Origin of the sequence: Nakamurella sp. UYEF19 (assembly GCF_040546275.1) — a bacterium.
Classification (GTDB): Bacteria; Actinomycetota; Actinomycetes; order Mycobacteriales; family Nakamurellaceae; genus Nakamurella.
In genome coordinates, this window is sequence record NZ_JBEPNO010000006.1 from 152,258 (window position 1) to 176,203 (window position 23,946).

The following is a 23,946-nucleotide window of genomic DNA, read 5'->3' on the forward strand; positions in this document are numbered from 1 at the left end:
ACGGGCCTTGCGCTCACGCTAGCGACCGGGTGAGCCCAACCTCTGGAGGACACGCCAGTAACAATCACCCCATGCGCCTCTTGCGTATCTCCGACCGACCTGGGTGCCGACCAAGTCCTGGGTGCCGGCCAAGTCCTGGGTGCCGGCCAAGTCCTGGGTGCCGGCCAAGTCCTGGGTGCCGGCCAAGTCCTGGGTGCCGACCACGTCCTGGGTGCCGCCCCTCTGGAGCGGGCACACCCGCCCCGGCTCAGAACGGCGTCGGCCCCGCGCCCCTGCGCAGCACCGACCAGCGGGCCAGCAGATCCGCCGTCCCGCCGGGCACCTCCTCCCTGGTCATCGCGTACAGCAGGTGGTCACGCCAGGACCCGTTGATGTCGAGATACCGCTGCAGGTAGCCCTCCTGACGGAAGCCGACGTGGGTGACAACCGCCTGGCTCGCGGTGTTCTCGGGCGCGATCGTCGCTTCGACCCGGTGCAGCCCAACTGGTCCGAAGGCATGACCGACCGCGAGGGCCACGGCCGCGGTCGCCACTCCCCCACCCTGCACGGTCGAATCGACCCAGTAGCCCACCCAGGCCGACCGCAGGGCACCTCGCTGGATCCCGCCGACGGTGATCTGACCGATGAACTGGCCGCCCAGTTCGATGACGAACGGGAGCACCTCGCCCCGGCGGGACGCCGACATCAGCAGCGTCCGGTGAGAGTGCCACTGCACCCGGGTGTGTCGATCCGCCCAGGACAGCGCGCTGGTGGCGTCCCAGGGCGAGATCAGCGCCTCGTCACGGATCCGGATCAGCTGCCAACGGTCACCGTCGGACCGTCGCAGCGGTCGGAGTCCGACTGCACCGGCCCGGACCTGTACCGGACCCAGCTTTGCCGGCCAGCCCGGGTGACGGCCGGCCGACGGCCACCCGTCAGCAGTCAACGGAACTCAGGCTCGCTGCGCCAGAAACGAGACCGACACTTCTGTCCCCACGGGGATCTCGGTCGCGCTCTCGTCGACGAGCACCAGACAGTTGGCCTCGGCCAACGAGGCGAGCAGATGGGTCCCGCCACCACCGAGGACGTGCACGAGGTACTCGTCGTCCTCGTCACGCATCAGCTGCCCGCGCAGGAACTGGCGCCGGCCCTCTGGCGAGACGATGGGTTCCAGCGTGCGGGCGGTCACGGTGCGGCGGTAGGGGTTTCGTCGTCCCAGCATGACGCGCAGGACCGGCCGCACCATCACCTCGAAGACCACCAGCGCCGACACCGGATTGATCGGAAGGAGAAAGGTCGGCACGGCGTCAGGGCCGAGACGACCGAAGCCCTGGGCCGAACCGGGCTGCATCGCGACCCTGGTCAGATCCAGCTCGCCGAGTTCGGAGAGCGCCTCCACCACCAGTTCCGCGCTGTGACCACCGGCCGCGCCGGAGATCACCACCACCTCCGACACCAGCAGTCGGGCCTCGACCAGCTCCCGCAACTTGCGTGGGTCGCGGGGTGCGATCCCGACCCGGTTGACCTCGGCGCCGGCGTCACGGGCGGCCGCCGCCAGGGCGAACGAGTTCACGTCGTAGACCTGGCCGGGTCCGGGCGACCGCGAGACGTCCACCAGTTCGTCGCCGACCGAGATGATCGACAGTCGCGGCTTGGGGTGCACGAGAACCTTGTCCCGCCCGACCGCGGCCAGCAGTCCGACCTGCGCCGACCCGATGAACGCCCCGGAGCGCACGGCGACGTCCCCTGGCTGCACGTCCTCGCCGGTCCGCCGGACGTACTGTCCGGACCCGACCGCGCGGGTGATGTTGACCCGGGCGCTCGCGCGCTCAGCGGCAGATCGTGGCACCACGGCGTCGGCGATGGTCGGCAGCGGAGCCCCGGTCGCGACGTAAACGCACTGGTGGGGTTGCAGGCGATGGGCTGCGCGGGTGCCAGCGTCGATCTCGCCGACCACCGGCAGAGCGATCGGGTTCATCGGGGACGCGCCCTGTACGTCCACGGACCGCACGGCGTAACCGTCGACCGCGGCCTGGTCGAACGCGGGCAGGGCAGCCGAGGCCACCACCTCCTCGGCACACAGCAGGCCCTGCGCCTCGGAGATGGCCACCCGGACCGGCGGAGGCGTCAGCGCCGCAGCGAGCACCAGATCGAGTTGGTCGGTGACCGAACGCATCAGATTCCCTGGTCCCCTCGGGTGGGCGCCGGTCGACGGGCAGGCGCCGAACGGGGCCGCGGGTCAGCCCACCGGCCCGGGAGCAGCATCGAGTCCTCGGTCATGAAAGGCAACGCTACTGTCTCCACCCCGGGCAGGGGCCGCCGACACCACGGACGCCACCCTGTTTGCTGCCTGGACTACCGCCATGCGGGCCGCCTTCCGGGCTGGCTTCGGGGCCGCCTTCCGGGTTGTCTTCCGGGCAGTGTCCCGGGCCCGCGTCCCGGGCCATCAGATTACGGTGGATCGGTGGCCGACCAGCAGCACGACAGCGATCGGAAGAACGCCCTCCGGCAGCGTCTCCTCGCCGTCCGCAGGTCCCGTTCCCACGCGGACCGACTCGAGGCTGCCGCCGCCAATGCCGCGCACCTGCTGGATCTGCTCGTCGACCGCCACACGGTCTGCGGCTACCTGCCGCTTCACAGCGAGCCGCTGACGACCGAATTATTTGACGGCCTGACCGCCGTCGGGACGACGGTGCTGGTGCCGGTCATCACGGCGAACGCTGCCCTGGACTGGTGCCGCTATCCGACCCCGACCGAGCCCGGGGCCTTCGGGATCGCCGAACCGTCAGGCCCGCGTCTCGGCCAGCAGGCGGTCCGTTCGGTGGACGCGATCCTGGTCCCCGCCCTGGCCGTCGATAGTGCCGGCCATCGTCTCGGTCGGGGCGGCGGTCACTACGACCGCACTCTGGCCCTGCTGGACGACCCCGGCCAGCAGCCCGGCGCGCCCGGCCTGCTGCTCGTGGCAGTGCTCTTCGACGACGAGATCGTTGACGACCTACCCGTCGAGGCCCATGACAGACCTGTCGGCGCGGTGCTCACTCCGAGGCTGGGATTCCGCTATTTCCGCAGGTGAACGTCGGCGCGTTTGCACCCCGGCACCCTCTGAGCGCATCATCGAACTGGCAGTCCGACATGCCGAGTGCCAGCATCACCGGGACTCGGTATGGGCTCCATCATCAGAAGTCGATACCTTGGGCGCCTCGGGCGCGAGGTGACCGTCGGAGGAAAAAGCGTGCCCACGTACCAATACGCCTGCACAGAGTGCGAGCACCGCTTCGAGCAGGTCCAGGCGTTCTCCGATTCGTCCTTGACCGACTGCCCGGTGTGCGGAGGAAAGCTCCGCAAGGTCTACGGATCCGTCGGCGTCGTGTTCAAGGGCAGCGGCTTCTACCGCACGGACTCCCGCTCGGGCGCAGCCAGTGCCGTCTCCGGCGATGGCAAGTCGGAGAAGTCCGAGAAGTCGGACTCCTCGTCTTCCTCGGACGCCGGCAAGACGGCCGCCAAGGAGTCGAGCGGCTCGGGCGCCAAGTCCGATGCCGGTTCCTCCTCCAGCAGCTCGTCGAGCTCCTCCAACGGCGGCTCCTCCAATGGCGGATCGTCCTCGAGCGGGTCGCCTTCGAGCGGATCGTCGTCCAACGGGTCCAGTTCCTCGAGCGCGGGCAAGACCACCACTGCGTCGAAGTAGCGGGCTCGGTTCGAACGGGCCGGGCTCCTTTCGAGTGATCGGGCTGGGCGAATTGGCAGGTTCCCGGCGACGAGTTGTCCCCATGCCCGAAACCATCCACATTTGCCAACGGGTCGTCGCCGGATGGGATCCGTCGATCTAGCGTCGTCAGGATGTCGACTGCTGCAACGGGACCACGGCGATGAGGCGGGGCCAAGGGCTGCAACCACAGTGGCGTGACCGCCTGTCCACCCGGCTGACCAGCCGACGACGGGGCGGGCCGCGTGGGCGGGCTGCGCGGCGTGCGGTGGCCGTACTGCTGTTCATCGCTGCGGGCGTTCTTGCCGCTACGACCCGACAGGACCCCGTCCCGGGCACCGACGTCGTTGTAGCCGCCAGGGACCTGCCGGCGGGCGCGGCCCTGCGGGCGAGCGACCTGACGATCATTCGTGTCCCATCCCTGCCCGACGGGGCGCTGCGCTCCTCGTCCGCGGCCACCGGACGGCTGCTGGCCTCGCCCGTCCGCCGGGGCGAGATGCTGACCGACGTCCGACTGGTCCCGAACAACGGCCCGCAAGCGGGGCCCGGCCGAGTTGCCGTCCCCGTCCGGCCGTCCGATGCCGGGACAGTCGGACTGCTCAGCCCCGGTGTCCACGTCGCCGTCCTGTCGATCGCCGACAACGGCCAGGGGACGGTGCTGGCGGCCGATGCGGTGGTGCTCGCGATACCGCCGCCCTCGCCGTCGGACAACGCAAAACGATTGGTGGTGCTAGCTGTCCCGACAGCGACGGCCGACCGGATCACCGCAGCCGGCTCGACGGGCACCATAGCGCTCCGGTTCGCGGCCGGATGATCTTGGTCCCACCAGACAATCGTCAGGGCTATTCCCGACATCGACGCAGAGTAGGGTTCGCCGCGATCAGCTGAACGTGGCCACCCAAGTGCCCACCTGAACAAGGGGAGCTTCCCGTGCTCAAAGGCTTCAAGGACTTCATCCTGCGAGGAAACATCGTCGAACTGGCGATCGCAGTGGTCATCGGCACTGCTTTCACCGCCGTCGTCACCGCGTTCACGAGATACATCATCAACCCGATCATCGCCTCGTTCGCCGGCACCTCCGCCAACGGCCTGGCCGTCCAGCTGGTGAACGGAAACGCCGCCAGCATCATCGATTTCGGCGCGCTGATCACTGCGATCATCACCTTCGTCATCACCGCGGCCGTCGTCTACTTCATCTTCGTGGTGCCGATGAACAAGCTGTCCGAGCGTCGCAGGCGGGGCGAGGTCCAGGTCGCCGCCGACCCCACCGAGCTGCAGCTGCTCGTCGAGATCCGCGATCTGCTGAAGACCCAGCGCCCGGTCTGATCCACCCACCGCGATCCGCCGACCGGAGGATGGGGATCCTCCGTTCGTCAGTCGGCGTCCGTGAATCGCGGTTTGGTCAACACCCGCTCGTCAACGACCTCGTCGACACCCGATCGTCAACAACCACCCACTCGTGAACAACACTGCCGATGGAATCCGGGACAGCAGTCAGCCGCCGTGGTGCGGCGGTCTGTTGTCCCGGTACCACTGCTCGCTGTAGCCGTCAGACCCGGAATCCTGACCACGCTCGTCACGGGTGGTGTCCGGCAGCACGTCGCCGAAGATGTCGTCCAATGCCTTTCGGTCGATCTTCCGCTGCGGGGTCTCGTGGCGGTGCCCGGGATCCGCTGCTGCTGAACCTGAATCATTCGGGGCGTCTGCGCCGCCATCCGGGGGTAGTTTCATGCCCATCACCCTGCCACCACAGCACCCAGCAACCAGCAACCAGAGGCACCCAGCCACCATCAGCAGCCAGCCACCATCAGCACCCAGCCACCATCAGCACCCACCAGCCACAGCAAGCGGAGGAGCATTCGCCATGAGCTTTGTCGAGAAGGCCAAGGACGTCGCCGAGGACGTCGGCGAGAAGGCCAAGGATTTGGCGGAGACGGTGGGAGACAAGGTCTCCGATGTCGCGGGGCCGGCCTGGGACAAGGTCAAGGATGTCGCCGAAACCGTCGGGGACAAAGTGTCGGAGGTTGCCGGCGACGTCAAGGACAAGATCTTCGGATCGCACCCGGATGCGGCCGACAAGGTCGCCGACGCCGGCGATGCGATCGCGGACGCCGGATCGAAGACCGCCGACTCCGCGAGGTCTGCCCTCGAATCGGCGACCGACAAGGCCGCTGACGTGGCCGACAAGACCACCAAGGCCTGACTGTCGGCATCAAGGCTTGACGTCGGCCTGCTGCGACGTCGGGGCGGGCGGGCGAAGGGCGCGGATGCCGGCGGCGCCCGGCGATCCGATCGCGGTCGGCTCAGATCTCCGGATCGGAGAGTTCGCCGATGACGTGCACGGCGAGCGGGATCAACGTGGCGAGTCCGTCCCGGATGGCCTGACGCGACCCGGCCACGTTGGCGACCATGGTCGAGCCGGAGATGCCGACCAGTCCGCGCGAGACGACGGCATCGACCACGCCGGCAGCCATGCCGGACCACCGGAGGGCCTGGGCGATGCCCGGCAGTTCACGGTCCAGGACCTCACCGGTGACGTCCGGGGTCACGTCGCGGGGCGAGATGCCGGTCCCACCAACGGTCACCACCAGATCGACCCCACCGATGACGGCGGTGTTCAGCGCGTTGCGGATGTCGACCGCGTCGGACGGGACCGCCACCGACCCGTCGACGACGAAGCCCGCCTCGGTGAGCAGTTCGGTCACCAGGGCACCGGCACCGTCGTCGCCCTCCCCGTGCACGAGCTGATCGGTGATCGACACGATGAGCGCCCGGCCGGCGTGTGGTGTGGTCGGCATGCTGACCCTTCCTGCTCGAAAATCGGCCGCCCGAAAGATCGGCGGCAATCGGCTGCCCTGGAACATCGGCAGTGGAACGTCGGCTGTGAAACGTCGGCACCGCTGGCGGAACCGAAAGCCTGTCGATAGGAGACTAGCCACCGGCCGGGCACGTCCTCGCCGGGGCCCTGCGCCGGCCTGAGGTTAAATCGCCTCCATGCGGCTGATCCTCCTCCGGCATGGCGAATCGATCGGGAACGTCGACGAGTCGGCCTTCTGCCGGGTTCCCGACCACACGATGGAACTCACCGACGTGGGCCGCGAGCAGTCGAGGGAGGCCGGCCTCAGGTTGCGCGAGGTGATCGGGCCGGCCCCGATCGACGTGTTCGTCAGCCCCTACCGCCGTACCTGGCAGACGCTGGAGCTGCTCGGTCTGCAGGACCGGGTGCGACGGGTGCGGGAGGAGCCGCGGCTGCGGGAGCAGGACTGGGGCAATCTCCAGACGCTCGCCGACCAGGTCCGCCAACGTCGGGAGCGAGACGCGTTCGGCCACTTCTTCTATCGCCTGGCCTCGGGAGAGTCCGGCGCCGACGTCTACGACCGGCTCACCGGATTTCTGACCGGACTGACATCACCGTGGGCCGACCGGGCTGACGAGCCGGGGCGGACGGTGCTGCTGATCACCCACGGCCTGGCCATGCGGTTGGCCTGCATGGCGCTGATGGGCTGGACCGTGGCGGAGTTCGAGGCGCTGTCGAACCCGTCGAACGGTGACTTCCGGGTGCTGACCAGACTCGGCAACGGATCGCCGACCGGCGGTGGTCTGCTCGGCCTCGGCCCCGGGTGGGAACTCGACCGGCCGTTCGCCACCTGGAGATAGCGCGAGTTCGGATCAATCCGTTCCGTCGGTGAGGAAGGCGATCGCGGCGGCGCGGAAGACCGAGGACGTGACCGCATTGATGTGGCCCCGTCCGGGCAGCCACAGATGACGCCCGTCGGGCAGCCCGTCGGCCCAGCCGAGGGTGTCGTCGGTGATGAAGTCCTGGTCCCCGGCGACTGCCAGGGTCGGCACCCGCATCACACCCGGGTCGAGTACGGACCTATCGCTGCCCAGCCCTCGGACCATCGCCGCCAGCGCGGCGAGGTCGTTGTTCCGGCCCGACCTCGCGATCGTCGCGAGCCTGCGTGCCGGGCTGTCCGGCCCGTCCGCTCCGGCCAGCGCGGCGGTGAACTCGGCGAACTGCTCGTCGTCGAGCGACCCGAGCGGGGCTCGACCGTCGTAGCCCCCGATCACTACGCGGCGGATGTGCGGGAGTCCCGCACTCCAGGCGGGACGCTCCAGCCCGGTGACGGACCCCGTCGCCGCCGCCACCAGTTCACCCACCAGTCGGCTGCCCATCGAGTAGCCGACCAGATCGATCTGCGGTGTCGGTCCGAGCCGGGCCGGCAGTGCGGCCAGGACGAGGTGCAGATCGGTGAGCACGATCGGCAGGCTGTAGGCGGCCGGGTCGTGGGGCTTGGTCGAAAGACCATGGCCCCGTAGATCCACGGTGACGCTGGTGATGCCGGCGCGCTCCAGGCCGCGCAACCAACCGGTGGCCGACCAGTTGGCGTTGCCGCTGGAGCCGAACCCGTGCACCAGCAGCACCGGCGGACCCCCGGCCGGGCGGATCCGGACGGAGATCGCGGCGCCGTCGGCCCCGGTGACCTCCAGCGCAATCGAGTCGGGCGGCGCAGCGGTCATGGCGTCCATCGTGCCCGGCCGACGTCTGGGTGAGGCACGCAGGCCCGGCCGGGACCGCTAGGGTCTTCACGTCGCTCGGTCCGGCACGCAGGCCGGTCGCCGAGCGGGCGCGTCGAGACTGACTTTCCGGTGGACAGAACCCACCGTCGGCAGAATGAGGGAGCACTCATCGTGGCAAACCGCCGCAGTACCGCCCGTGACCTCGCCCAGATCGCGGTCTTCGCCGCGCTGATCGCCGCCCTCGGCCTGCCGGGAAAGATCCTCGTCGGTGCGAGCGCCGTGCCGATCACGTTCCAGACGCTCGGTGTGATGCTGGCTGGAGCGATCCTGGGCGCCCGCAAGGGATTCCTGGCCGTGCTCACCTTCGACGTGCTCACCTTCGCGGGGCTCCCGCTGCTCGCCGGTCCGCGGGGCGGGCCGGCTCCGTTCACCTCCTCGGTTTCGGCCGGGTTTCTCTACGGCTGGCTGCTCGGGGTGGTGGTCATCGGGTTCCTGACGAGCGCGATCATGCCGAAATACCCGTTGTGGGCCGGAATCCTGGCCACCGCCGCGGGTGGCATGGTGCTGATCTATGCGGTGGGGATCCCATGGTGGGCGATGCGCGGTCATTTTTCCCTCAGCTACGTGACCAGCCTGAACCTCATCTTCCTGCCCGGCGACTCCGTCAAGGTGGTGATCACCGCGCTGGTCGCCAAGCAGGTCCATCGGGCGTATCCCGGCCTGATCAGACCGAGGGCGTCGAAGCGTGCCGTCGTGGCCGCACCGTCCACCTCGGTCGGCCCGGCCGACCTGTCCGACAAGCTGCCCGAGCGATCCGGCGAGAGCCAGGGGACCACCCCACTTGGATGACGTGGTCCACGATCAGGCGGTCCGGCTCGGCGGGCGGGGTGGCCGGGTGGCGATCTCCGTCGCGGGTCGACGTGTCACCTACGCCGAACTCGAAAGCCTGATCGACCAGCAGCACATCCCTGGCTCGGGTCTACTCGATACCGCCGGTTTCGACGTCGTCGACACCCTCGTCGCGGTCTTCTCGGCGGCGCAACACGGCTTCGCCGTCCTGGTGCGGGATTCCGAAGCCCCCTCACCCCTGATCGACGGGCTCGACCGAGGGCTGCCCGCCGGCACGTTCCTGGTGGCGATGACGTCCGGTTCCGCTGCGGCGCCGCGGGCGATCCTGCGCACTGCGGCTTCCTGGTCGTCCTCGTTCGAACCGCTGTCCCGGCTGACGGGCCTGACCGACGCCGACACCCTGCTGCTGACCGGTCCACTGCACTCGACGCTGCACCTGTTCGGTGCGGTCCATGCCCTGTGGCTCGGTGCGCACCTGACCGACGAATCGACCGAAGCGACTGCGGCGCACGTGGTTCCGGCTGCGCTGGACCGCCTGCTGGACGAACGGTCTCCGATGCTGCGGATGGTCGTGGTGGCCGGAGCAGCCCTGCCGCCGTCGCTGGAGTCCCGTGCCGCGGCGGCTGGCCTTCGCCTGGTGGAGTACTACGGGGCGGCGGAGCTCTCGTTCGTCGCGGCTCGGATCAGCCCGGCACCGTTGACCGCGTTCCCCGGCGTCCGGGTCGAGATCCGCCGCCACGAACTGTGGGCGGCCTCGCCGTACCTGTGCCTGGACCGGATCGGCGGCCCGCCGCTGCGCGGATCCGCCGACGGGTTCCGGACGGTCGGCGATCTGGCGTCGATCGCCGACGACGGCCGGATCGAGGTGCACGGGCGGGGCGATGCCGCTGTCACCACCGGCGGCCACACCGTCGTGGTCGAGGACGTCGAAGCGGCGCTGGCCGCACTTCCGGGGGTGCACGAGGCCGCGGTGGTCGGGATTCCGCATGACCGGCTGGGCCAGGTGGTCGCAGCGGCTGTGATTCTCGACGCCGGAACCGATCTCGCTGCGGTCCGCCGGGCGGCGCGGACGGCGCTGAACGGTCCCGGCCTCCCGCGTGTGTGGCGGGTGGTCACTGCGTTGCCCCGCACCGGCAACGGCAAGATCGCGCGTGGTCGGCTCGCCGCCGACCTTGCCGTCCCGAGCCGGTCGGTACGGTAGGACCCCGTGCCCTCCCACTCCTCCCGCCGATCGTCCGGGGGCGGCCGACCGTCCGATCCGGTGATCGTCTCGGGGCGCCGGACGGCCATCGCCACCGCGGGCCACGGGTTCGCCGGACTGGGCACCACCGAGTTGGCCGCTCCGCTGCTGGCCGACGCCGTCGCCTTCACCGCCTCGCTCGATCTACCGGTGGACGACGTCATCCTGGGCAACTGCCTGGGCGCCGGCGGTGATGTCGCCAGGGTCGCCACCCTGGCGGCCGGGCTCGGCGTCGCGGTGCCGGCGGTCACGGTGGATCGTCAGTGCGGGTCCGGACTGGACGCGGTGCTGCAGGCCGCCGCCCGGGTGCGCTCCGGCGACGCCCGGCTCGTGCTGGCCGGTGGGGTGGAATCGGCCTCGACCGCGCCGTGGCGCAGTTGGCCACCCGTCGGCGACGCGGCGCCGATCCGGTACACCAGGGCGCCGTTCGCCCCGCCCGGATTTCCCGATCCGGACATGGGCCAGGCCGCCGACGAACTCGCCCGCCGCCGGGGCATCAGCCGGGTCCGTCAGGACGAATATGCCAGTCGCTCCCACGTTCTGGCCGCGCACTCGACTGCCGCCGGTACCTTCGAGGTCGAGATCCTCGGCGTGGCAGGACTTCTCCGGGACGAGCGTCCCCGTAGCAAGATGACCGTCGAGCGGCTGGGCAGACTGCGTCCCACCTTCACCGCTGCTGGTTCTGCCACCGCCGGAAACTCCTGCGGAATCTCCGATGGCGCCGCGGTCGTCTCGGTGACCACCGCGGAACATGCACGCGTCGCCGGACTGCCGTTCTTCCGCATCCTGGGCGCCGCGGTGGCCGGTTGCGATCCGGCCGTCCCGGGGTTGGCCATCGAGGCAGCTACCCGAAAGCTGTTGCAGCAGAGCGCGATTGCCGACAACGGCATCACCTTGGCTGACATCGGGGCGATCGAGATCACCGAGGCCTTCGCCTCGGTCGCTCTGGCCGCGATCGATGGCCTCGGCCTCGATGGCGATCTGGTCTGCAGCGACGGCGGTGCCATCGGTCTTGGACATCCTTGGGGGGCGTCAGGAGCAATTCTGGTGGTGCGCCTGATGACGCGGATGAGCCGACCCGACGGACCTCCGGTCGGCCTGGCGGCCTGCGCCATCGGCGGTGGACAGGGCATCGCTGTCCTGCTCGAGAAGGCGTCGACGTGACCGAAATCCGTTTCCAGGGCGTGCATCACCGCTTCGGCGAGCGGGTGGTGCTGGACGGAATCGACCTCACCCTCACCGAGCAGCGGATCGGCATCGTCGGCGGGAACGGCTCGGGCAAGTCGACGCTGGCCCGGATGATCAACGGGCTGGTCGAGCCGACGTCGGGCGTGGTGAGCGTCGATGGTCTGGACACCGTGCGCGAGGGCAGGAAGGTCCGTCAGCAGGTGGGCTTCGTCTTCACCGATCCGGACAACCAGATCGTCATGCCGACGGTCGCCGAGGACATCGGATTCTCGCTGCGCCGATCGGGTCTGTCCAAAGCCGAGATCGCCGACCGGGTCAGCGATTCGCTGAGGAGGTTCGGACTGTCCGGCCACGCCGACCACCCGACTCACCTGCTGTCGGGCGGACAGAAGCAGCTGCTCGCCCTCGCTGCGGTGCTCATCCGTCGACCGGCCGTCGTCGTCGCCGACGAACCGACGACCCTGCTCGATCTCCGCAACGCCCGCATGGTGTCCGAACTGCTCGGATCGCTGGACGAGCAGGTGGTGCTGGTCACCCATCATCTGCAGCTGCTGACCGACTTCGACCGGGTGCTGCTGATCGACGGGGGCCGGGTCGCCGCCGATGGTCCACCGGCGTCGACGACCGCGCACTACGAGGCGTCGAGCACGTGAGCGTCATCGGTCTCTACACCCCCGGACGCTCCTGGCTGCACCGACTCCGGGCCGGGTGGAAACTGGCCGGCATGTTGATTGCGCTGGCCGGACTCATTGCCCTGCAACACCTCTGGCAACTCGGGGTGGCGGCTGTGATCATCGGGGTCGGGTTCGCGACTGCCCGGATCCCCTGGCCGGCGATCTGGCGTCAGCTCAGACCGCTCCGCTGGTTGTTGCTCCTGATCGCCGTGGCGCAGGTCGTGCTGTCCGGCTGGTACTCCGCAGCCATGGTCTGCGGCGGGTTGCTCGTCTCGCTCGCCGTCGCCACCCTGGTCACCCTGACCACCAGGGTGTCCGAGATCCTCGACGTCTGCCAGCGGCTGTTGCGTCCGTTCACCCGGTTCGGGCTGGACGCCGACCGCGTCGGGTTGGTCCTGGCGATGACGATCCGCTGCATCCCGCTCCTGACGGGCATCGTCGACGAGGTGTCGCAGGCCCGCAAGGCCCGCGGACTCGGCTTCTCGATCGTCGCCCTCGTCGTTCCGGTGGTGGTCAGGGCACTGCGCAGTGCCGACGCCATGGGTGAGGCGCTGATCGCCCGGGGCGTCGACGACTGAGCGCCTACCGGCCTGCGACGCCGATCGGTCAGTCCCGCAACAGATGCCGCGCCAACTGGTAGCTCTTGTCGTCGAAGAGCACCAGGGTGGCCTTCTCCACCTGCGAGTCCGCGCCGCAGAGGGCGCCGAGCGCCTGCTCGATCGCATCGCGGCGCGGCCAGCCGTAGGCCCCCGCCGAGATCAGTGGGAACGCAATGCTGCTGGCGCCCAACTGGTCCGCCACCGCCAGGCAGCTGACGTAGCAGGCGCGCAATTGCTCCTGCTGGACGGCGACCCTCCTCGGTTCGGGACCGCCGTAGATGGGCCCGACGGTGTGGATCACCCAGCGGGCGGCCATCTGTCCACCCGAGGTCGCCACGGCCTGGCCGGTGGGCAGACCTCCTCGGTACTGCTCGGTCTGGCGCAGGGCCCGGCATTCGGTGTCCATGATCGGCCCGGCCGCCCGGTGGATCGCGGCGTCCACCCCACCGCCGCCGGTCAGCGCCGAGTTCGCAGCGTTGACCACGGCATCCACCTGCGCGGCGGTGATGTCGCCGCGGACCACATCCAGATCCATCCGCTCATTGTGGTCCTGCTCCCCGACCTCCGCCCGGCAACCGAGGAAGGCAGCCGGTGTACCGATCAATAGCTGACGATGATACCGGTTCGATCCGCCGAGAACTCGACCTCAGCAAGGCTTTCCACCGTCGGGGCGTTCAGGGACGAGTGGGTGGTGAGCAGCCCGACGACGGGGATGCCGGCCGCCCGGGCCGAGGTCACCCCGGCCGGCGCATCCTCGAAGACCAGACAGCGCCGGGGCGCACGCCTGACCCTGGCGGCGCCGAGCAGGTAGGGAGCCGGGTCCGGCTTGCCCAGCGCGACGTCGTCGGCGGTGATCAGGAACCGCGGCGTCGGCAGGCCGGCGGCCGCAATCCGGGCCGTCGCGAGCCGGCGACTGCCACTGGTCACGATGGCCCACCGGGTGGTCGGCAGCACGTCCAGGGCGGTCAGCGCGCCCGGCATTGGCATGACGTCGCCGGTGTCCGTCGATTCCCCGACGACCATCATCTCCTCGAGTTCGTCGACACGCTCGGCCGGCAGGTCGGGGTCGATCATGCGGAGCGCCTGCCGACCGGGGATGCCGTGGATGAACGGTTCGACTTCGCTGTACGGGCGGCCGATCTCGGCGGCCAGACGGCGCCAGTTCCGTTCCACGCTCGCAGCGGAATCAACCAGCGTGCCGTCCAGATCGAAGAGGATCGCGTCGGCGACGAGTTGTGTCATGCCACTCTGCCTATCACGGCGGTCCCGCCACCTCTGCAGTGCCGACACCGCTGGGCGTCGTTTCACGCACTGGGATCCGGGCAAACTACTCCTGTGGCCGTCAGCGGACCCGTACCGTGAACCACACCGAACTGGCGGTGATCACCTCAGCAGGGGGCGGATGGGCGTGCGCAGCACTCAGACTTCGCCGGACGCGCCGGCCGGGCAGGTCACGACAGAGGAACTCTCGATGGAGCAGTCGACGGACGTGCTGGCCAGGATCCTGCTGGCGGCGGCGACCTACCCGACCAGACCCGCGCTCTCCGGCGCGCACGGTCGGACGCTGCGTTACCGCGATCTGGCCATCGTCATCCTTTCGACCGCAAAACGTCTGCGCCGCAACGGCTTTCTGACCGGCGACCGGCTGCTGAACGGGCTACGGCCGAGCCCGACGGGCGTGGTGCTGACCCTGGGCACGATCGCGGCCGGCGGCATCGTGGTCCTCCCCGAACCGGGTACGGGCGGTGCAGGCTTCGCAGCGGCCGCCGAGTTGTCCGCCCCGCGGTGGGCGGCCGCCGATGCTGCGAGCTGGGCCTCGGGGGCCTTCCGCCCGTTCCGTCCCGGTAGCGGATCCAGCGGGTGGGGCCTACCGGCGGTGCAGGGTGAGCGGGTACGGACCATCCGACACGGTCGCTGGCTGCCCGGTGTGCCGTCCGGGAGCATCTCGACCCGTTCGCTGACCCAGGGACGGGGCCCGTCCGATGAACCACTCCCCGACCTGCGGGCGGCCGCCGACACGACGGCGCTGATCCTCTTCGCCTCGTCCCTGCTCGTTCCCGAGCCCCTGTCGTCGACGTCTCCGGTTCCCGATCGGCCCCGGGGCATCCTGCACACCCGCGGATCGTTCGGGGTCAACCTGATCGAGGCCGCGTACCGCTACGAGATGGACCGACGGTCCAGGGTCTACCTGGACGACCTCTCCATCGGCCTGTCCGCCCTGGCCGTCGGGGCGCACTGGCGCCTGCCTTCGCCGACCGCCAGTCCCCGAACCGACCCGGCCCGTTTCACCAAGGGCATCGGGCGCGCAACACACATCCATCTCGCGACGCACGAGGTGACCGCCGTGCTGGGGGCGATCGGCGAGAGACTGACCCCAGCACCGACTGCGCTGCGACAGGTGCTGGTGGATGGCACGTCGGTTTCCCCCGAGCTGGTGACGCGAACCTCCTCGTCGCTCCCGCACGTCCGGTTGCTGACGGTCTACGGGGTCCCCGAGATCTATCCGATCGCAGTCGGCGAGGCGCTGCCGGAGGCGGGGCCGAAGGCGGGCGGCGGGTCCTCTCCGTCGAGCGAACTCCTTGCCGGCGTGTCAGCCCGAACCCCTGATGGCGAGCTGACCGTCGGCGGGCCGCCCCTGGCCGTCGGCTACCTCGACGAATCGTCGATGGCCGAGTACAGCACCGGCGATCTCGCGCACCTGGACGGTCGTCGTCTCGTACTGCTCGGACGACGACACCACCTGATCCGCCGTGGGCGGACGATCATCCACCCGGAGTCCTACCAGGCCGGGGTGGAGTCCCTCCCGGGTGTCGGTCACGCCGCCCTGCTGGCGACGACGGACGACAACGGCATCACCAGGATGATTCTCGCCGTGCAGCCGGCCGGACAGCCCGTCAACGACCATCCCCTGGCCGGCGAGCCCAAGCAGTCGAACAGTCGCGATGACGACCGACCCGATGCCCAGCAGATCTCGGTGCTGCTCGGCCATCCCTTGGCGGCCAGCGTTGCCGCCGGCCTAGCGGGCGTCGTCGGCGACAGCGCCCTCCCGGACCAGATCGTGGTGCTCAGCGCACTTCTCGCCGGTCCGGACGACCACGAGGTCGACCGGGCAGCGCTGCTCGGGTTGGTGGCCGACGTGACCGCCGGTGAGGCCGGGGTGCCGGAGGCCGAGGTCGACGGGCGTCGAGGACGGCGTCGGCGTCTCACTGCGGTCAGGAACCCTGTCGATCCAGAGGAACAGGCCCACCGATAGCCCGATCAGCAGGGCACCGAGAACCTTTTCCGTGGTGAGGGTTTCGTCGAGCCAGATGACTGCGCTGACCAGTCCGAACGCCGGTGCGAGGTTGATGATGACGCCGGCCGGACCGGCCGGTACGTGCACGATCGCAGAGTTGTAGAGCAGAAACGCGACCGCACCACCCAGGATGCCGACCAGCACGGCGGCGATCCAGAATCGCGGCGCCACCTCCAATGGGAAAGGTTCGGCGCCACCCGTCCATCGGACGATTGCCAGCGGCAGCATGACCACTGTCGCGGCAGCGAACTGGTGGGCGGTGATCGCCAGCGAGCCGTCCTCGGGAGCCAGACCGCGAGCGACGATCGTGTAGGCGGCCGCCGACAGGACCCCTGCGATCACCAGCACATCACCGAACCCCGGCGCTCCGAAGGAACTCGCCCCCTCCAGGACGACAAGTCCGACGACGGCGACGCAGGCGGCCACGATCACCGTCCGGCCGGCTCGCTCACGCAGGAACAGCGCGGCCAGGACGACGACGAAACCGCACTCCAGGCCCGTCATCAGGGCGGCGTTGGACGCGGTGGTCAGATCGAGTCCGAAACTGAACAGCAGGTAGGCGAGGCCGGGTTCCAGCAGGCCGAGGACCAGCACCCGTCGCCACGACCGCGGTCGACGATATCCGCTGCGCAGCAATGCCACCCACAGGACGAGCGTCGCAGCCAGCAGTTCGATCACCAGCACGGTGACCGGACCGAATCCGTCCAGGCCGAACTTCGTGCCGGTCGGCGCGATGCCGAACAGCAGGGCGGCAGCCACCAGCGACGCCCTCGGTATGCGGTTGATCATCGCGCGCCGTTTCTGCAGAAGTCCAGACCACCGAGACCCGACAGGTCATCGAGATCCGTCAGGAGAATGGGGGGGCGGACGCTGCTCGACGCCCGGCTCCTGCAGGGTCAAGAGCGGTTGCCGGGGGCTCAGATACAACGGTTCGGAAAATTTGCTATAAGGGGTCGGAAAATTTGCACGGTTGTACGACGCCCGCCGGAACGATGCCGGGTACCGGCGGTAGAAGGATGGACCAACCCCCGATCGGGGCTCGATCAGCCCCGGTGGGCCGGATCAGCCTGCGGGGGGGACGATCACACCCAGCACATGACGGATCACCGCGCCGACCCGCATGGCCAGATCGGCGGCGGCGGAACTCAGGGCCGTGCCCTCGGCCGCCTGGATCTCCGCGTTCGACTGCAGACCCGCGATCAGATCCACGGTGATGGTGGAATCGTGGCGCATCTGCGAGTACTGCGGCGTGGGCGACGTTTCCAGAATTGCGCCGAAATAGCGGTCGGTCCAGCCCACCGAATGGATGTTGATCGCCTGGGAGGTGTCGAGGTCGGTCCAGCCCTGCTTGGAGCCGTGATCGCCGTCGAGGGAATTGAAGCCGAAGTCCTGGTCGAACCCGTCGGCACCGGCGGGTGCGACGTCGGACATCGCGGCCATCAGGAACGGTCCCACCATCGGATCCTGCGAGGCTCGGTACAGGAACATGGCCTCGTCGGCCGCGGTGATGTATTCCCAACCCCAGTCGTGCGGGCCGGTCTTCGCACCGTTCGCCGTGTGCGCAAGGCTGTACCGCTGCGCCACCCTCGGGACGGCTGCGGTGGTCCAGTACTGGGACTCGATCCGGTCGTCGGAGTGCACGATCATCTCGTGCAGGTCCGTGGCCATCTGCGACGGCAGATCGCCGTGGTACCTGACCAGGTAGTAGGCGACGGTGAAGAGCTTGACGATCGATTCGGAGACGACCTGGGTGTCGCCTCCGGTCGAGGCCATCAGCTTGCCGGTGGACCTGTCGACCAACGCGACGTACTGGTCGATCCCGTCGGAGGCTGCGGTCGCGGCTCCCTCATCGACCGCCTGCTGCGGAGTCAGGATGTTGGGCGCCACCGAGTCCGCCGCGGCTGAGACAGGGGCGGCCGGCACCGCCGCGGCCGGCACCGGGGCGGCGGACACCGGGGTGAGGCCGACGACGCCGAGCACGGCACAGACGGCCGTGAGTGCCAGCACCCGGCCGGGTCCGCAAGTCATGGACCAATTGTCCCTCTCGATGATCACCGCTTCGGCCACCACCCTGTCGGCCGTACGACGTACGCCCAGATGGTGACAATCAGGAATGAGTTAGCTACGGATGGTGGTTCCACCGTTTACTTCCGGGTCGGGCAGGCGTAGGAATGGCATGGGTCCACCGAGGTTCGAGGGCTGTCCCGGTGAACCAGGAGACACCACGGTTTCTGCGGAAGAGAAGGTCGACGATGACGCCCACCCAGCAGGACGACACCCGCTTGCGGAACGCATCGGGTTCCACCCAGGAAGCCGCAGTTCGCATACCGGCGAGCCGGGAGCACCGGGAGATCATCCATGGTCGCCCACGCAGCACCGAGAGCGAAGAGGCCTACCTGAGGAGCGCTCGAGAGCAGGCCGCCATCGATATCGCGGCCGGCTGGTAGAGCTGCCGCGTCACGGGTACACCAGCCCGTTCAGCCGGGCAACTTCCCGCTCTGTTCGGCCCCGGGCGGTCAGTCCGGCTCGACGCGCTGTCCGAACCGGGTGGGCGGCGGACCGTCGTCCGAGCTGGAGATGGTCTGCACGCTTGCTCGGACGAACGCGGTCGGTGGCCACGGGACATGCCCTGCCCACGCTCGGGTGGAGCCAAACCCGACACCACGACCTGGCAGCAATTTTCCTCGGTTGCCCTCGGGCGGCTATCCTCGGTGGGCTTCCAGGTGGCAGCGGTCGGCTCGCCGACCGACATCATCCGGAAGCGCTGGCCGGACGTAGGCGCACCCGCACCGCCGCCCGGTCCCCCGCCTCTATAGCTCAGGGGATAGAGCATCGGTTTCCTAAACCGTGTGTCGCAGGTTCGAATCCTGCTAGGGGCACAGCCACACTCCCGGACTCCGTCCGGAGTGCGCCAATCCGGTTTTGAAAGCGTTCCAGGTTGGCGACAGCCACACTGCCGGACTCCGTCCGGAATACGACCATCTCCGCTCCTGCTTCCTCGCCGGCCAGACGCTGATATGTGCCCAGCAGACATCCGCTGCAGATCATGGTCAACCACCACAACGCCGCTGAACCGACTTCGACTGTCGCGGGTTCACTCGTACGGTCGTCGAGGAATAGTCAAGACCTGGGGAGGGGCGTTTCATGCGACTTGCTGATTGCTTCCAGAATCATCGGATGGTCGACGAGTTCGCCGAGGTCCCTGAGCCCAGGTCGCGGTCGTCGCCTGGTTCCGGCGACTCGGGCGAGGACTAGCGCCCGTCTCTGGCCTCGAGGATGGCCTTGAGCGAGCCGAGGTTGGTCCGCACATCCCGTCTCAGGGCGGTGGCGAACAAGGGCTGGAGGACGCGGAACGGCCCAGATGGTTGCAATGCGATGCGCGAGATGAGTCGCGTGGCATCCTCGCCGGCCGGCGCAACTTCGTAGGAGGCCTCGAGCGGCCATCCTCCCGATGTTGCATTGAAGGCCACGCACCGGTCTGGATCGAACTGCGTGTACTCGTTCTCCCCCGACATTCGGCGTCCCATCAACATGCGCACGAATTCGTACCGTGTCCCTACTGCGAGGGGGCCGTCCCCGATTTTCCGAACCGTCGCGAGCCCACGCTGCCAGCGCGGGGCGTTGGTCTGGTCGCCTACGAACGCGAAGACCGCCGATGGGGGTCTGTTGATGCTGATACTCTGTTTAACGTTGATCATCGTCTACCGTCCATGATGGAACTACCCGCTAAAGTAGCCCACTAGTGTTCTCCACTAGTGGGCAACTAGTAAGATATGCCTGGTGACGGACGAGGTCAAGGGCAGATTGACGGCATCTCGGCGCGAACGAGCGCGGCGGACCCGTGAGAAGATCGTGCGAGCCGCCGACGAGGAGTTCCGCGCCGCGGGTTACCAGGGCGCCACCATGGCCGCAATAGCGAAGCGAGCTGGTGTCGCCGTGCAGACCGTGTACTTCGTCTTCCACACCAAGGCCGAGCTGCTCAGCAATGTCATCGACGCTGCGGTGCTGGGGCCCGATGACCCCGTTTCGCCCGACGAAGCGCAGTGGTACCAAGCCATGGAGGCGGAGCCCGATCCGGTCGCCTCACTGCGCATCTTCATGTTCGGGGTCGCGGACACGCTCGCCAGGGCTGCGCCGCTCAAGGCGATCGTGCGTGCCGCGGCGAACGTCGATCCCGAAGCACAGCGGGTGCAGGCGAAGCACGAGCAGATGCGGCACAACGCCTACCGCCACGTCATCGAGAACCTTGCCACCAAGGGCGGACTGCGAAAGGATGTCAGCCTCGACAGCGGGACCGACATTCTCCTGGTCCTCGGGGGGGACGATGGCTACCAGGCCTTCCGCGACCGCGGCTGGCCGCACGAGCAGTGCATCGAGTACCTCTCGTCAGTGCTGCCCGAACTGCTCCTCGCCCCGAATCGGTGCTGAACGAAGTAGTTCAGACCTTGGACTGGGAAATAGTCAAGACCCATGGATCAAGATCTTTACGCGATCATGACTTCATCGGTCGCGGTCGTTGTTTCGACTGGTCGCTCGATCAGTTTCCCGCGGTGGAACGTGGCGCCAGCGCGGACCAGGGCGACGAGGTGGGATGCGTTCACGCAGCAAGCACATTCGCCAACTTGTGGAAACAACACCGCTGCGCCTTCGTCTGCGGGAACACGTCCTTCACCGCCGCCCAGAACCCCAATGCACCGTCGCCCATGGCCAGCCCACCGGCGCCCGCATCCCACGGCGTTTCGCATCCCGCAGCAACCCGCCCCATGACTGGCGTGGACTCCCGGTAGCCGTCGGTCAACGCAATCAGCCCCTTCTCCCCGTCGGTGCGGACACCGATCATCACCAGCAGGCACAGCTTCTCCTGCTCCAGCCGGACGTCGACGTGGATCCGCCTCGACCCACAGATAGACGTAGTCCACGCCGGACAGGCTGCGGTCGGCGAACAACCAGGCCTCGTCCTGCCACTGCGTCGTCAGGCGGGTGATCGTGGTCGCCGACAACCCGGCCCCCGAGCCCGGACATACCTTCCCGACCGGCGTTGGCGCGCCGGCCTTTGCTTGAGAGCGGACCGGGTCCATCAGGAGGTGCGTCCTCCCCGGCAGATCCACAGGTCTCATGCATTGCTCACGGTCGTCTCCCTGTTCACACCCAGCAACGCTCCGACATGTGACCGACCCATGACGGCGACCGCTTGCGGGCCCGAAACTCGCCGGGATCGTGCTGGCACTGAAAGGCGCTCGGGCATTCCACTACAGCATGCGTCCCTGCACTGAGCCGCTGGGTGGGTGATTGGCGTCACTATGACTACCGACAGACCGCCACCAGCTGATGGAGCGGTCGACGTCGACAATCAGCAACGCGAAGGAGCCCAAATGTCCAGCCGGGGATTTTCGTGGTCGCCAAAGCGACGTGGTGGTGCGATGGCCCGTAGCGGTCGGATCCTTCGTGGAATCAAGTCGATGCTGCTCATGGTCACGATGGCCACGGCCTTCATTTCTGCACCGATCAGCGCGTCGGCCCAGGCTCATCCGGCCGGTGGAGCGAAAATCGTGCGGGATGAATACGGAGTTCCCCATGTCTTTGCTGCGACAGTCAGAGATTTGTTCTTCGGCAACGGCTACGCCACGGGCCAGGATCGATTGTTCCAGGCGGACCTGGTACGCCGCACGGCCACTGGGACCTTGTCGGAGTTGCTCGGGGCCGGCACTGATGGACAGAACGTCGCCGGCGATGAATTCTTCCGCAGTTACACGGGCGGAACGGCTGCGCTGCGAAGTGCGTTCGAGGCGATGCCCGCCTCCGACCGCACGGCGGTCACCGCATACGTAGCCGGCCTGAATGCCTGGATCGCGCTCGCTACCCGGGCAGGGGACCTACCGCCGGAATATGCCGGTATGGGCCGGCTGCCGCAGTCGTGGTCCGAAACCGATGTGCTGGCCAGCGCCATGCTCGATGTCCTGCAGGTCGGGGCCCAGGGCTTCGACGAGTTGCACAATGCCGCGGTGCTGCGTGACCTGACGGGCCGCCTAGGCGTCGCCCGGGCATCGGCCGTATTCGCCGACACCCACTGGCTCGACGATCCCAGCTCGGTCACCACCGTTCCCTCCCCCCGGCGGTCGACGATGGCCGTTCTGACCCAGGTGACCGGCGCCGGTCGGCCGGCTACCGCCTTCGTGCCGGCGCAGGTCACCCCGGTCGATGTCTCGCCGGCAGCGTCAGCCCGGGTGCAGAATCTGCGCGACGCCGCGACCGTCGCCATGGACCGTCTCGGCCTCGCCGGCGTCGGCCACTCGAACGCGATCGCCATCTCCGGGCAGCTGTCCAAGAGCGGGTTTCCGTTGCTCCTGGGCGGACCGCAGATCGGTCACAGCGTCCCCCAGGGCTTCATGGAGCTTGGTCTGCACGGCGCCGGATATGAGGTCACCGGTGTGGTGTTGGCCGGCACCCCCGGTATACAGATCGGCATCGCCAACGGCCAGGCCTGGACGGTGACCTCCGGCGGCGATGACAACCAGGATGCCTACCTCGACATCCTCGACCCGGCAGTGCATCCCGGCCACTACTTCTTCGACGGTGGCTGGCGAGCCCTTGACTGTCGCCTGGAAACCATCGACATCGCCGGGGCGGCAGCAACATCGATCAGCCTGTGCCAGGACGTGCACGGACCCGTCCTGGACATGACCGGGGGAACCGCGATCGTGATACGCGATGCCACGCGGGCCCGAGCAGGAAATACCCTGCACGGCTTCCTGGCACTGGACCGGATGGGAAGCCTCGATGATTTCGTGAAGGCCGCCCGCAGCCTGGGCGGGAGCTTCAACCTCACCTACGCCGGCCATACCGGCCACATCGCCTACGCGCATGTCGGGCCGGTCCCGCAGCGGCCGATCGCCGACAACCGTTTCCTGCCCCATCCGGGCAACGGCAGCGATGAGTGGCAGGGGCTCGTCCCGTCGGATCGGATGCCGCTGGTGATCGACCCGACGGAGGGATGGCTGGCCAACTGGAACAACAAGCCTGCGCAGGGCTGGACGAACTCCAGCGATGGATTCTGGCAATGGGGCCCGGTACATCGCGGCCAGGTTCTCGTGGATCAACTGCGCGGCATCCGCCCCCACACGGCCACGATCGCCACCTTGGAACGCATCAACCGCATCACCGGGCAGACCACCGAAACCCCGGTTGCCGACGAATCAAATGTGATCGTGCAGCGATTGCTGCCCGCCCTGCTCGATCACCTGCAAATTGGCGCCGATCCCCGATTGGCCGCAGTAGCAAAACTATTGACGCGCTGGAACCATCAGCGAATCGACGCCAACGCCGACGGTGGCTACGACAGTCCCGCAGTCGCCCTCTTCAACGCCTGGTACAGCAGCTTCAGCACGCAGTACCTGACCCCGGTCCTGGGCACCGACTACAGGGCCGGCGGCACCGACGAGAACGTCACCTCGAACCTCGCCCTGCGGCTCCTGCAAGGCAGGAAGGCCTCGCTCGTCTTGAAGGGTGACTACTTGCAGCACACGCCGCTCGCCGCGGCGGTCACCGGCAGCCTGATCACCGCCCTCGACCAGCTCACTGCCGCGTTCCACACCCCCGATGCCGCCCAGTGGCTGACGCCGATCAGGGAGATCCTCTGGGCACCAATGGGTATCGGCGGCGTCCCGAACACGCCGTTCATGAACCGCGGGACCTACAACCAGATCATCTCTCTCGGTCCGTGCATCCACGGCGAGAACGTCGTCGCCCCCGGACAATCCGGCGACCCCCGCAGCCCACATTTCGCCGACCAACTCCAGCTCTACGCCACCTGGCACTACAAGCCGATGCACCTCACGGCCGTCGACATCGGGCACCACACCACGACAAACATCACGGTCCCCTTCACCCGACCCTGACCA

At 68.4% G+C, this 23,946-nt stretch carries 25 protein-coding genes and 1 tRNA gene; 15 read left to right on the forward strand and 11 right to left on the reverse strand.

Annotated features, from left to right (window positions below):
* Nucleotides 1-247: 247 nt before the first annotated feature.
* Together ABIB25_RS11540 and glp are read right to left on the reverse strand one after the other, a co-directional pair.
* On the reverse strand, nt 248-925 hold the full coding sequence (locus ABIB25_RS11540; RefSeq protein WP_354528591.1) for a GNAT family N-acetyltransferase: 678 nt from the start codon (nt 923-925) through the stop codon (nt 248-250).
* A 6-nt stretch (nt 926-931) separates the two neighbouring features.
* Nucleotides 932-2,155: a molybdotransferase-like divisome protein Glp gene (glp, locus tag ABIB25_RS11545; RefSeq protein WP_354528592.1), complete on the reverse strand. Its 1,224-nt coding sequence runs from the start codon at nt 2,153-2,155 to the stop codon at nt 932-934.
* A 288-nt stretch (nt 2,156-2,443) separates the two neighbouring features.
* Here glp and ABIB25_RS11550 point away from each other — a divergent pair, with 288 nt between their 5' ends.
* The 4 genes from ABIB25_RS11550 (at nt 2,444) to mscL (ending at nt 5,008) form a co-directional block, all read left to right on the forward strand.
* On the forward strand, nt 2,444-3,052 hold the full coding sequence (locus ABIB25_RS11550) for a 5-formyltetrahydrofolate cyclo-ligase (protein ID WP_354528593.1): 609 nt from the start codon (nt 2,444-2,446) through the stop codon (nt 3,050-3,052).
* A gap of 159 nt (nt 3,053-3,211) precedes the next feature.
* Nucleotides 3,212-3,664: an FmdB family zinc ribbon protein gene (locus ABIB25_RS11555; RefSeq protein WP_354528594.1), complete on the forward strand. Its 453-nt coding sequence runs from the start codon at nt 3,212-3,214 to the stop codon at nt 3,662-3,664.
* A 181-nt stretch (nt 3,665-3,845) separates the two neighbouring features.
* Entirely contained in the window at nt 3,846-4,496 is a 651-nt protein-coding gene (locus ABIB25_RS11560; protein ID WP_354528595.1) for an SAF domain-containing protein, read from the forward strand.
* 116 nt (nt 4,497-4,612) lie between these two features.
* Nucleotides 4,613-5,008 (forward strand): large conductance mechanosensitive channel protein MscL, encoded by a 396-nt coding sequence (mscL, locus tag ABIB25_RS11565; protein WP_354528596.1) that lies wholly within the window; start codon nt 4,613-4,615, stop codon nt 5,006-5,008.
* Nucleotides 5,009-5,176: 168 nt separating this feature from the next.
* On the opposite strand, the gene ABIB25_RS11570 is transcribed toward mscL, so the two are convergent.
* On the reverse strand, nt 5,177-5,413 hold the full coding sequence (locus ABIB25_RS11570) for a hypothetical protein (protein ID WP_354528597.1): 237 nt from the start codon (nt 5,411-5,413) through the stop codon (nt 5,177-5,179).
* 133 nt (nt 5,414-5,546) lie between these two features.
* Here ABIB25_RS11570 and ABIB25_RS11575 point away from each other — a divergent pair, with 133 nt between their 5' ends.
* Nucleotides 5,547-5,885, forward strand: coding sequence for a hypothetical protein (locus ABIB25_RS11575; protein ID WP_354528598.1), 339 nt, complete (start codon nt 5,547-5,549; stop codon nt 5,883-5,885).
* Between the two features lie 100 nt (nt 5,886-5,985).
* Here ABIB25_RS11575 and ABIB25_RS11580 read toward each other — a convergent pair whose 3' ends face one another.
* Nucleotides 5,986-6,480 carry a MogA/MoaB family molybdenum cofactor biosynthesis protein gene (locus ABIB25_RS11580; protein WP_354528599.1) on the reverse strand — a complete coding sequence of 165 codons (495 nt, stop codon included), beginning with the start codon at nt 6,478-6,480 and terminating at the stop codon, nt 5,986-5,988.
* A 196-nt stretch (nt 6,481-6,676) separates the two neighbouring features.
* Here ABIB25_RS11580 and ABIB25_RS11585 point away from each other — a divergent pair, with 196 nt between their 5' ends.
* Nucleotides 6,677-7,339, forward strand: a complete 663-nt coding sequence (locus ABIB25_RS11585; RefSeq protein WP_354528600.1) for a histidine phosphatase family protein — start codon at nt 6,677-6,679, stop codon at nt 7,337-7,339.
* 12 nt (nt 7,340-7,351) lie between these two features.
* On the opposite strand, the gene ABIB25_RS11590 is transcribed toward ABIB25_RS11585, so the two are convergent.
* On the reverse strand, nt 7,352-8,203 hold the full coding sequence (locus tag ABIB25_RS11590; protein WP_354528601.1) for an alpha/beta fold hydrolase: 852 nt from the start codon (nt 8,201-8,203) through the stop codon (nt 7,352-7,354).
* 171 nt (nt 8,204-8,374) lie between these two features.
* Here ABIB25_RS11590 and ABIB25_RS11595 point away from each other — a divergent pair, with 171 nt between their 5' ends.
* From ABIB25_RS11595 to ABIB25_RS11615, 5 genes are read left to right on the forward strand one after another with little or no spacing between them, the layout of a single operon-like run.
* Entirely contained in the window at nt 8,375-9,052 is a 678-nt protein-coding gene (locus ABIB25_RS11595; RefSeq protein ID WP_354528602.1) for a biotin transporter BioY, read from the forward strand.
* A 1-nt stretch (nt 9,053) separates the two neighbouring features.
* A complete protein-coding gene (locus ABIB25_RS11600) occupies nt 9,054-10,253 on the forward strand; it encodes an AMP-binding enzyme (RefSeq protein ID WP_354528680.1) in 1,200 nt (399 codons plus the stop codon).
* 6 nt (nt 10,254-10,259) lie between these two features.
* Nucleotides 10,260-11,456, forward strand: coding sequence for a thiolase family protein (locus tag ABIB25_RS11605; protein ID WP_354528603.1), 1,197 nt, complete (start codon nt 10,260-10,262; stop codon nt 11,454-11,456).
* Nucleotides 11,453-12,133 (forward strand): energy-coupling factor ABC transporter ATP-binding protein, encoded by a 681-nt coding sequence (locus ABIB25_RS11610; RefSeq protein WP_354528604.1) that lies wholly within the window; start codon nt 11,453-11,455, stop codon nt 12,131-12,133. Before ABIB25_RS11605 ends, ABIB25_RS11610 begins: the two co-directional genes overlap by 4 nt.
* A complete protein-coding gene (locus ABIB25_RS11615; protein WP_354528605.1) occupies nt 12,130-12,732 on the forward strand; it encodes an energy-coupling factor transporter transmembrane component T family protein in 603 nt (200 codons plus the stop codon). Before ABIB25_RS11610 ends, ABIB25_RS11615 begins: the two co-directional genes overlap by 4 nt.
* A 28-nt stretch (nt 12,733-12,760) precedes the next feature.
* Here the strand turns inward: ABIB25_RS11615 and ABIB25_RS11620 are convergent, their stop codons facing one another.
* The 4 genes from ABIB25_RS11620 to ABIB25_RS11635 form a co-directional block, all read right to left on the reverse strand.
* A complete protein-coding gene (locus ABIB25_RS11620) occupies nt 12,761-13,288 on the reverse strand; it encodes an O-acetyl-ADP-ribose deacetylase (protein ID WP_354528606.1) in 528 nt (175 codons plus the stop codon).
* A gap of 65 nt (nt 13,289-13,353) precedes the next feature.
* Nucleotides 13,354-13,995 (reverse strand): HAD-IA family hydrolase, encoded by a 642-nt coding sequence (locus ABIB25_RS11625; RefSeq protein ID WP_354528607.1) that lies wholly within the window; start codon nt 13,993-13,995, stop codon nt 13,354-13,356.
* A gap of 1,774 nt (nt 13,996-15,769) precedes the next feature.
* Nucleotides 15,770-16,837, reverse strand: a complete 1,068-nt coding sequence (locus tag ABIB25_RS11630) for a DMT family transporter (protein ID WP_354528608.1) — start codon at nt 16,835-16,837, stop codon at nt 15,770-15,772.
* Nucleotides 16,838-17,110: 273 nt separating this feature from the next.
* The gene (locus ABIB25_RS11635) at nt 17,111-18,076 is read right to left on the reverse strand and encodes a hypothetical protein (RefSeq protein ID WP_354528609.1); all 966 of its coding nucleotides are present in this window, start codon (nt 18,074-18,076) and stop codon (nt 17,111-17,113) included.
* Between the two features lie 224 nt (nt 18,077-18,300).
* On the opposite strand from ABIB25_RS11635, the gene ABIB25_RS11640 reads away from it, so the two are divergent.
* Nucleotides 18,301-18,495, forward strand: coding sequence for a hypothetical protein (locus ABIB25_RS11640; RefSeq protein WP_354528610.1), 195 nt, complete (start codon nt 18,301-18,303; stop codon nt 18,493-18,495).
* Between the two features lie 359 nt (nt 18,496-18,854).
* A tRNA-Arg gene (locus ABIB25_RS11645) sits at nt 18,855-18,927 on the forward strand.
* Between the two features lie 372 nt (nt 18,928-19,299).
* On the opposite strand, the gene ABIB25_RS11650 is transcribed toward ABIB25_RS11645, so the two are convergent.
* Entirely contained in the window at nt 19,300-19,746 is a 447-nt protein-coding gene (locus ABIB25_RS11650; protein WP_354528611.1) for an SRPBCC family protein, read from the reverse strand.
* 82 nt (nt 19,747-19,828) lie between these two features.
* On the opposite strand from ABIB25_RS11650, the gene ABIB25_RS11655 reads away from it, so the two are divergent.
* Nucleotides 19,829-20,476, forward strand: coding sequence for a TetR/AcrR family transcriptional regulator (locus ABIB25_RS11655; protein WP_354528612.1), 648 nt, complete (start codon nt 19,829-19,831; stop codon nt 20,474-20,476).
* 169 nt (nt 20,477-20,645) lie between these two features.
* Here the strand turns inward: ABIB25_RS11655 and ABIB25_RS11660 are convergent, their stop codons facing one another.
* Complete coding sequence (locus tag ABIB25_RS11660) at nt 20,646-20,888, reverse strand: transposase (protein ID WP_354528613.1); 243 nt, start codon at nt 20,886-20,888, stop codon at nt 20,646-20,648.
* A 619-nt stretch (nt 20,889-21,507) separates the two neighbouring features.
* Between ABIB25_RS11660 and ABIB25_RS11665 the strand changes: the two genes are divergently transcribed.
* Nucleotides 21,508-23,943, forward strand: coding sequence for a penicillin acylase family protein (locus ABIB25_RS11665; protein WP_354528614.1), 2,436 nt, complete (start codon nt 21,508-21,510; stop codon nt 23,941-23,943).
* Nucleotides 23,944-23,946 lie beyond the last annotated feature (3 nt).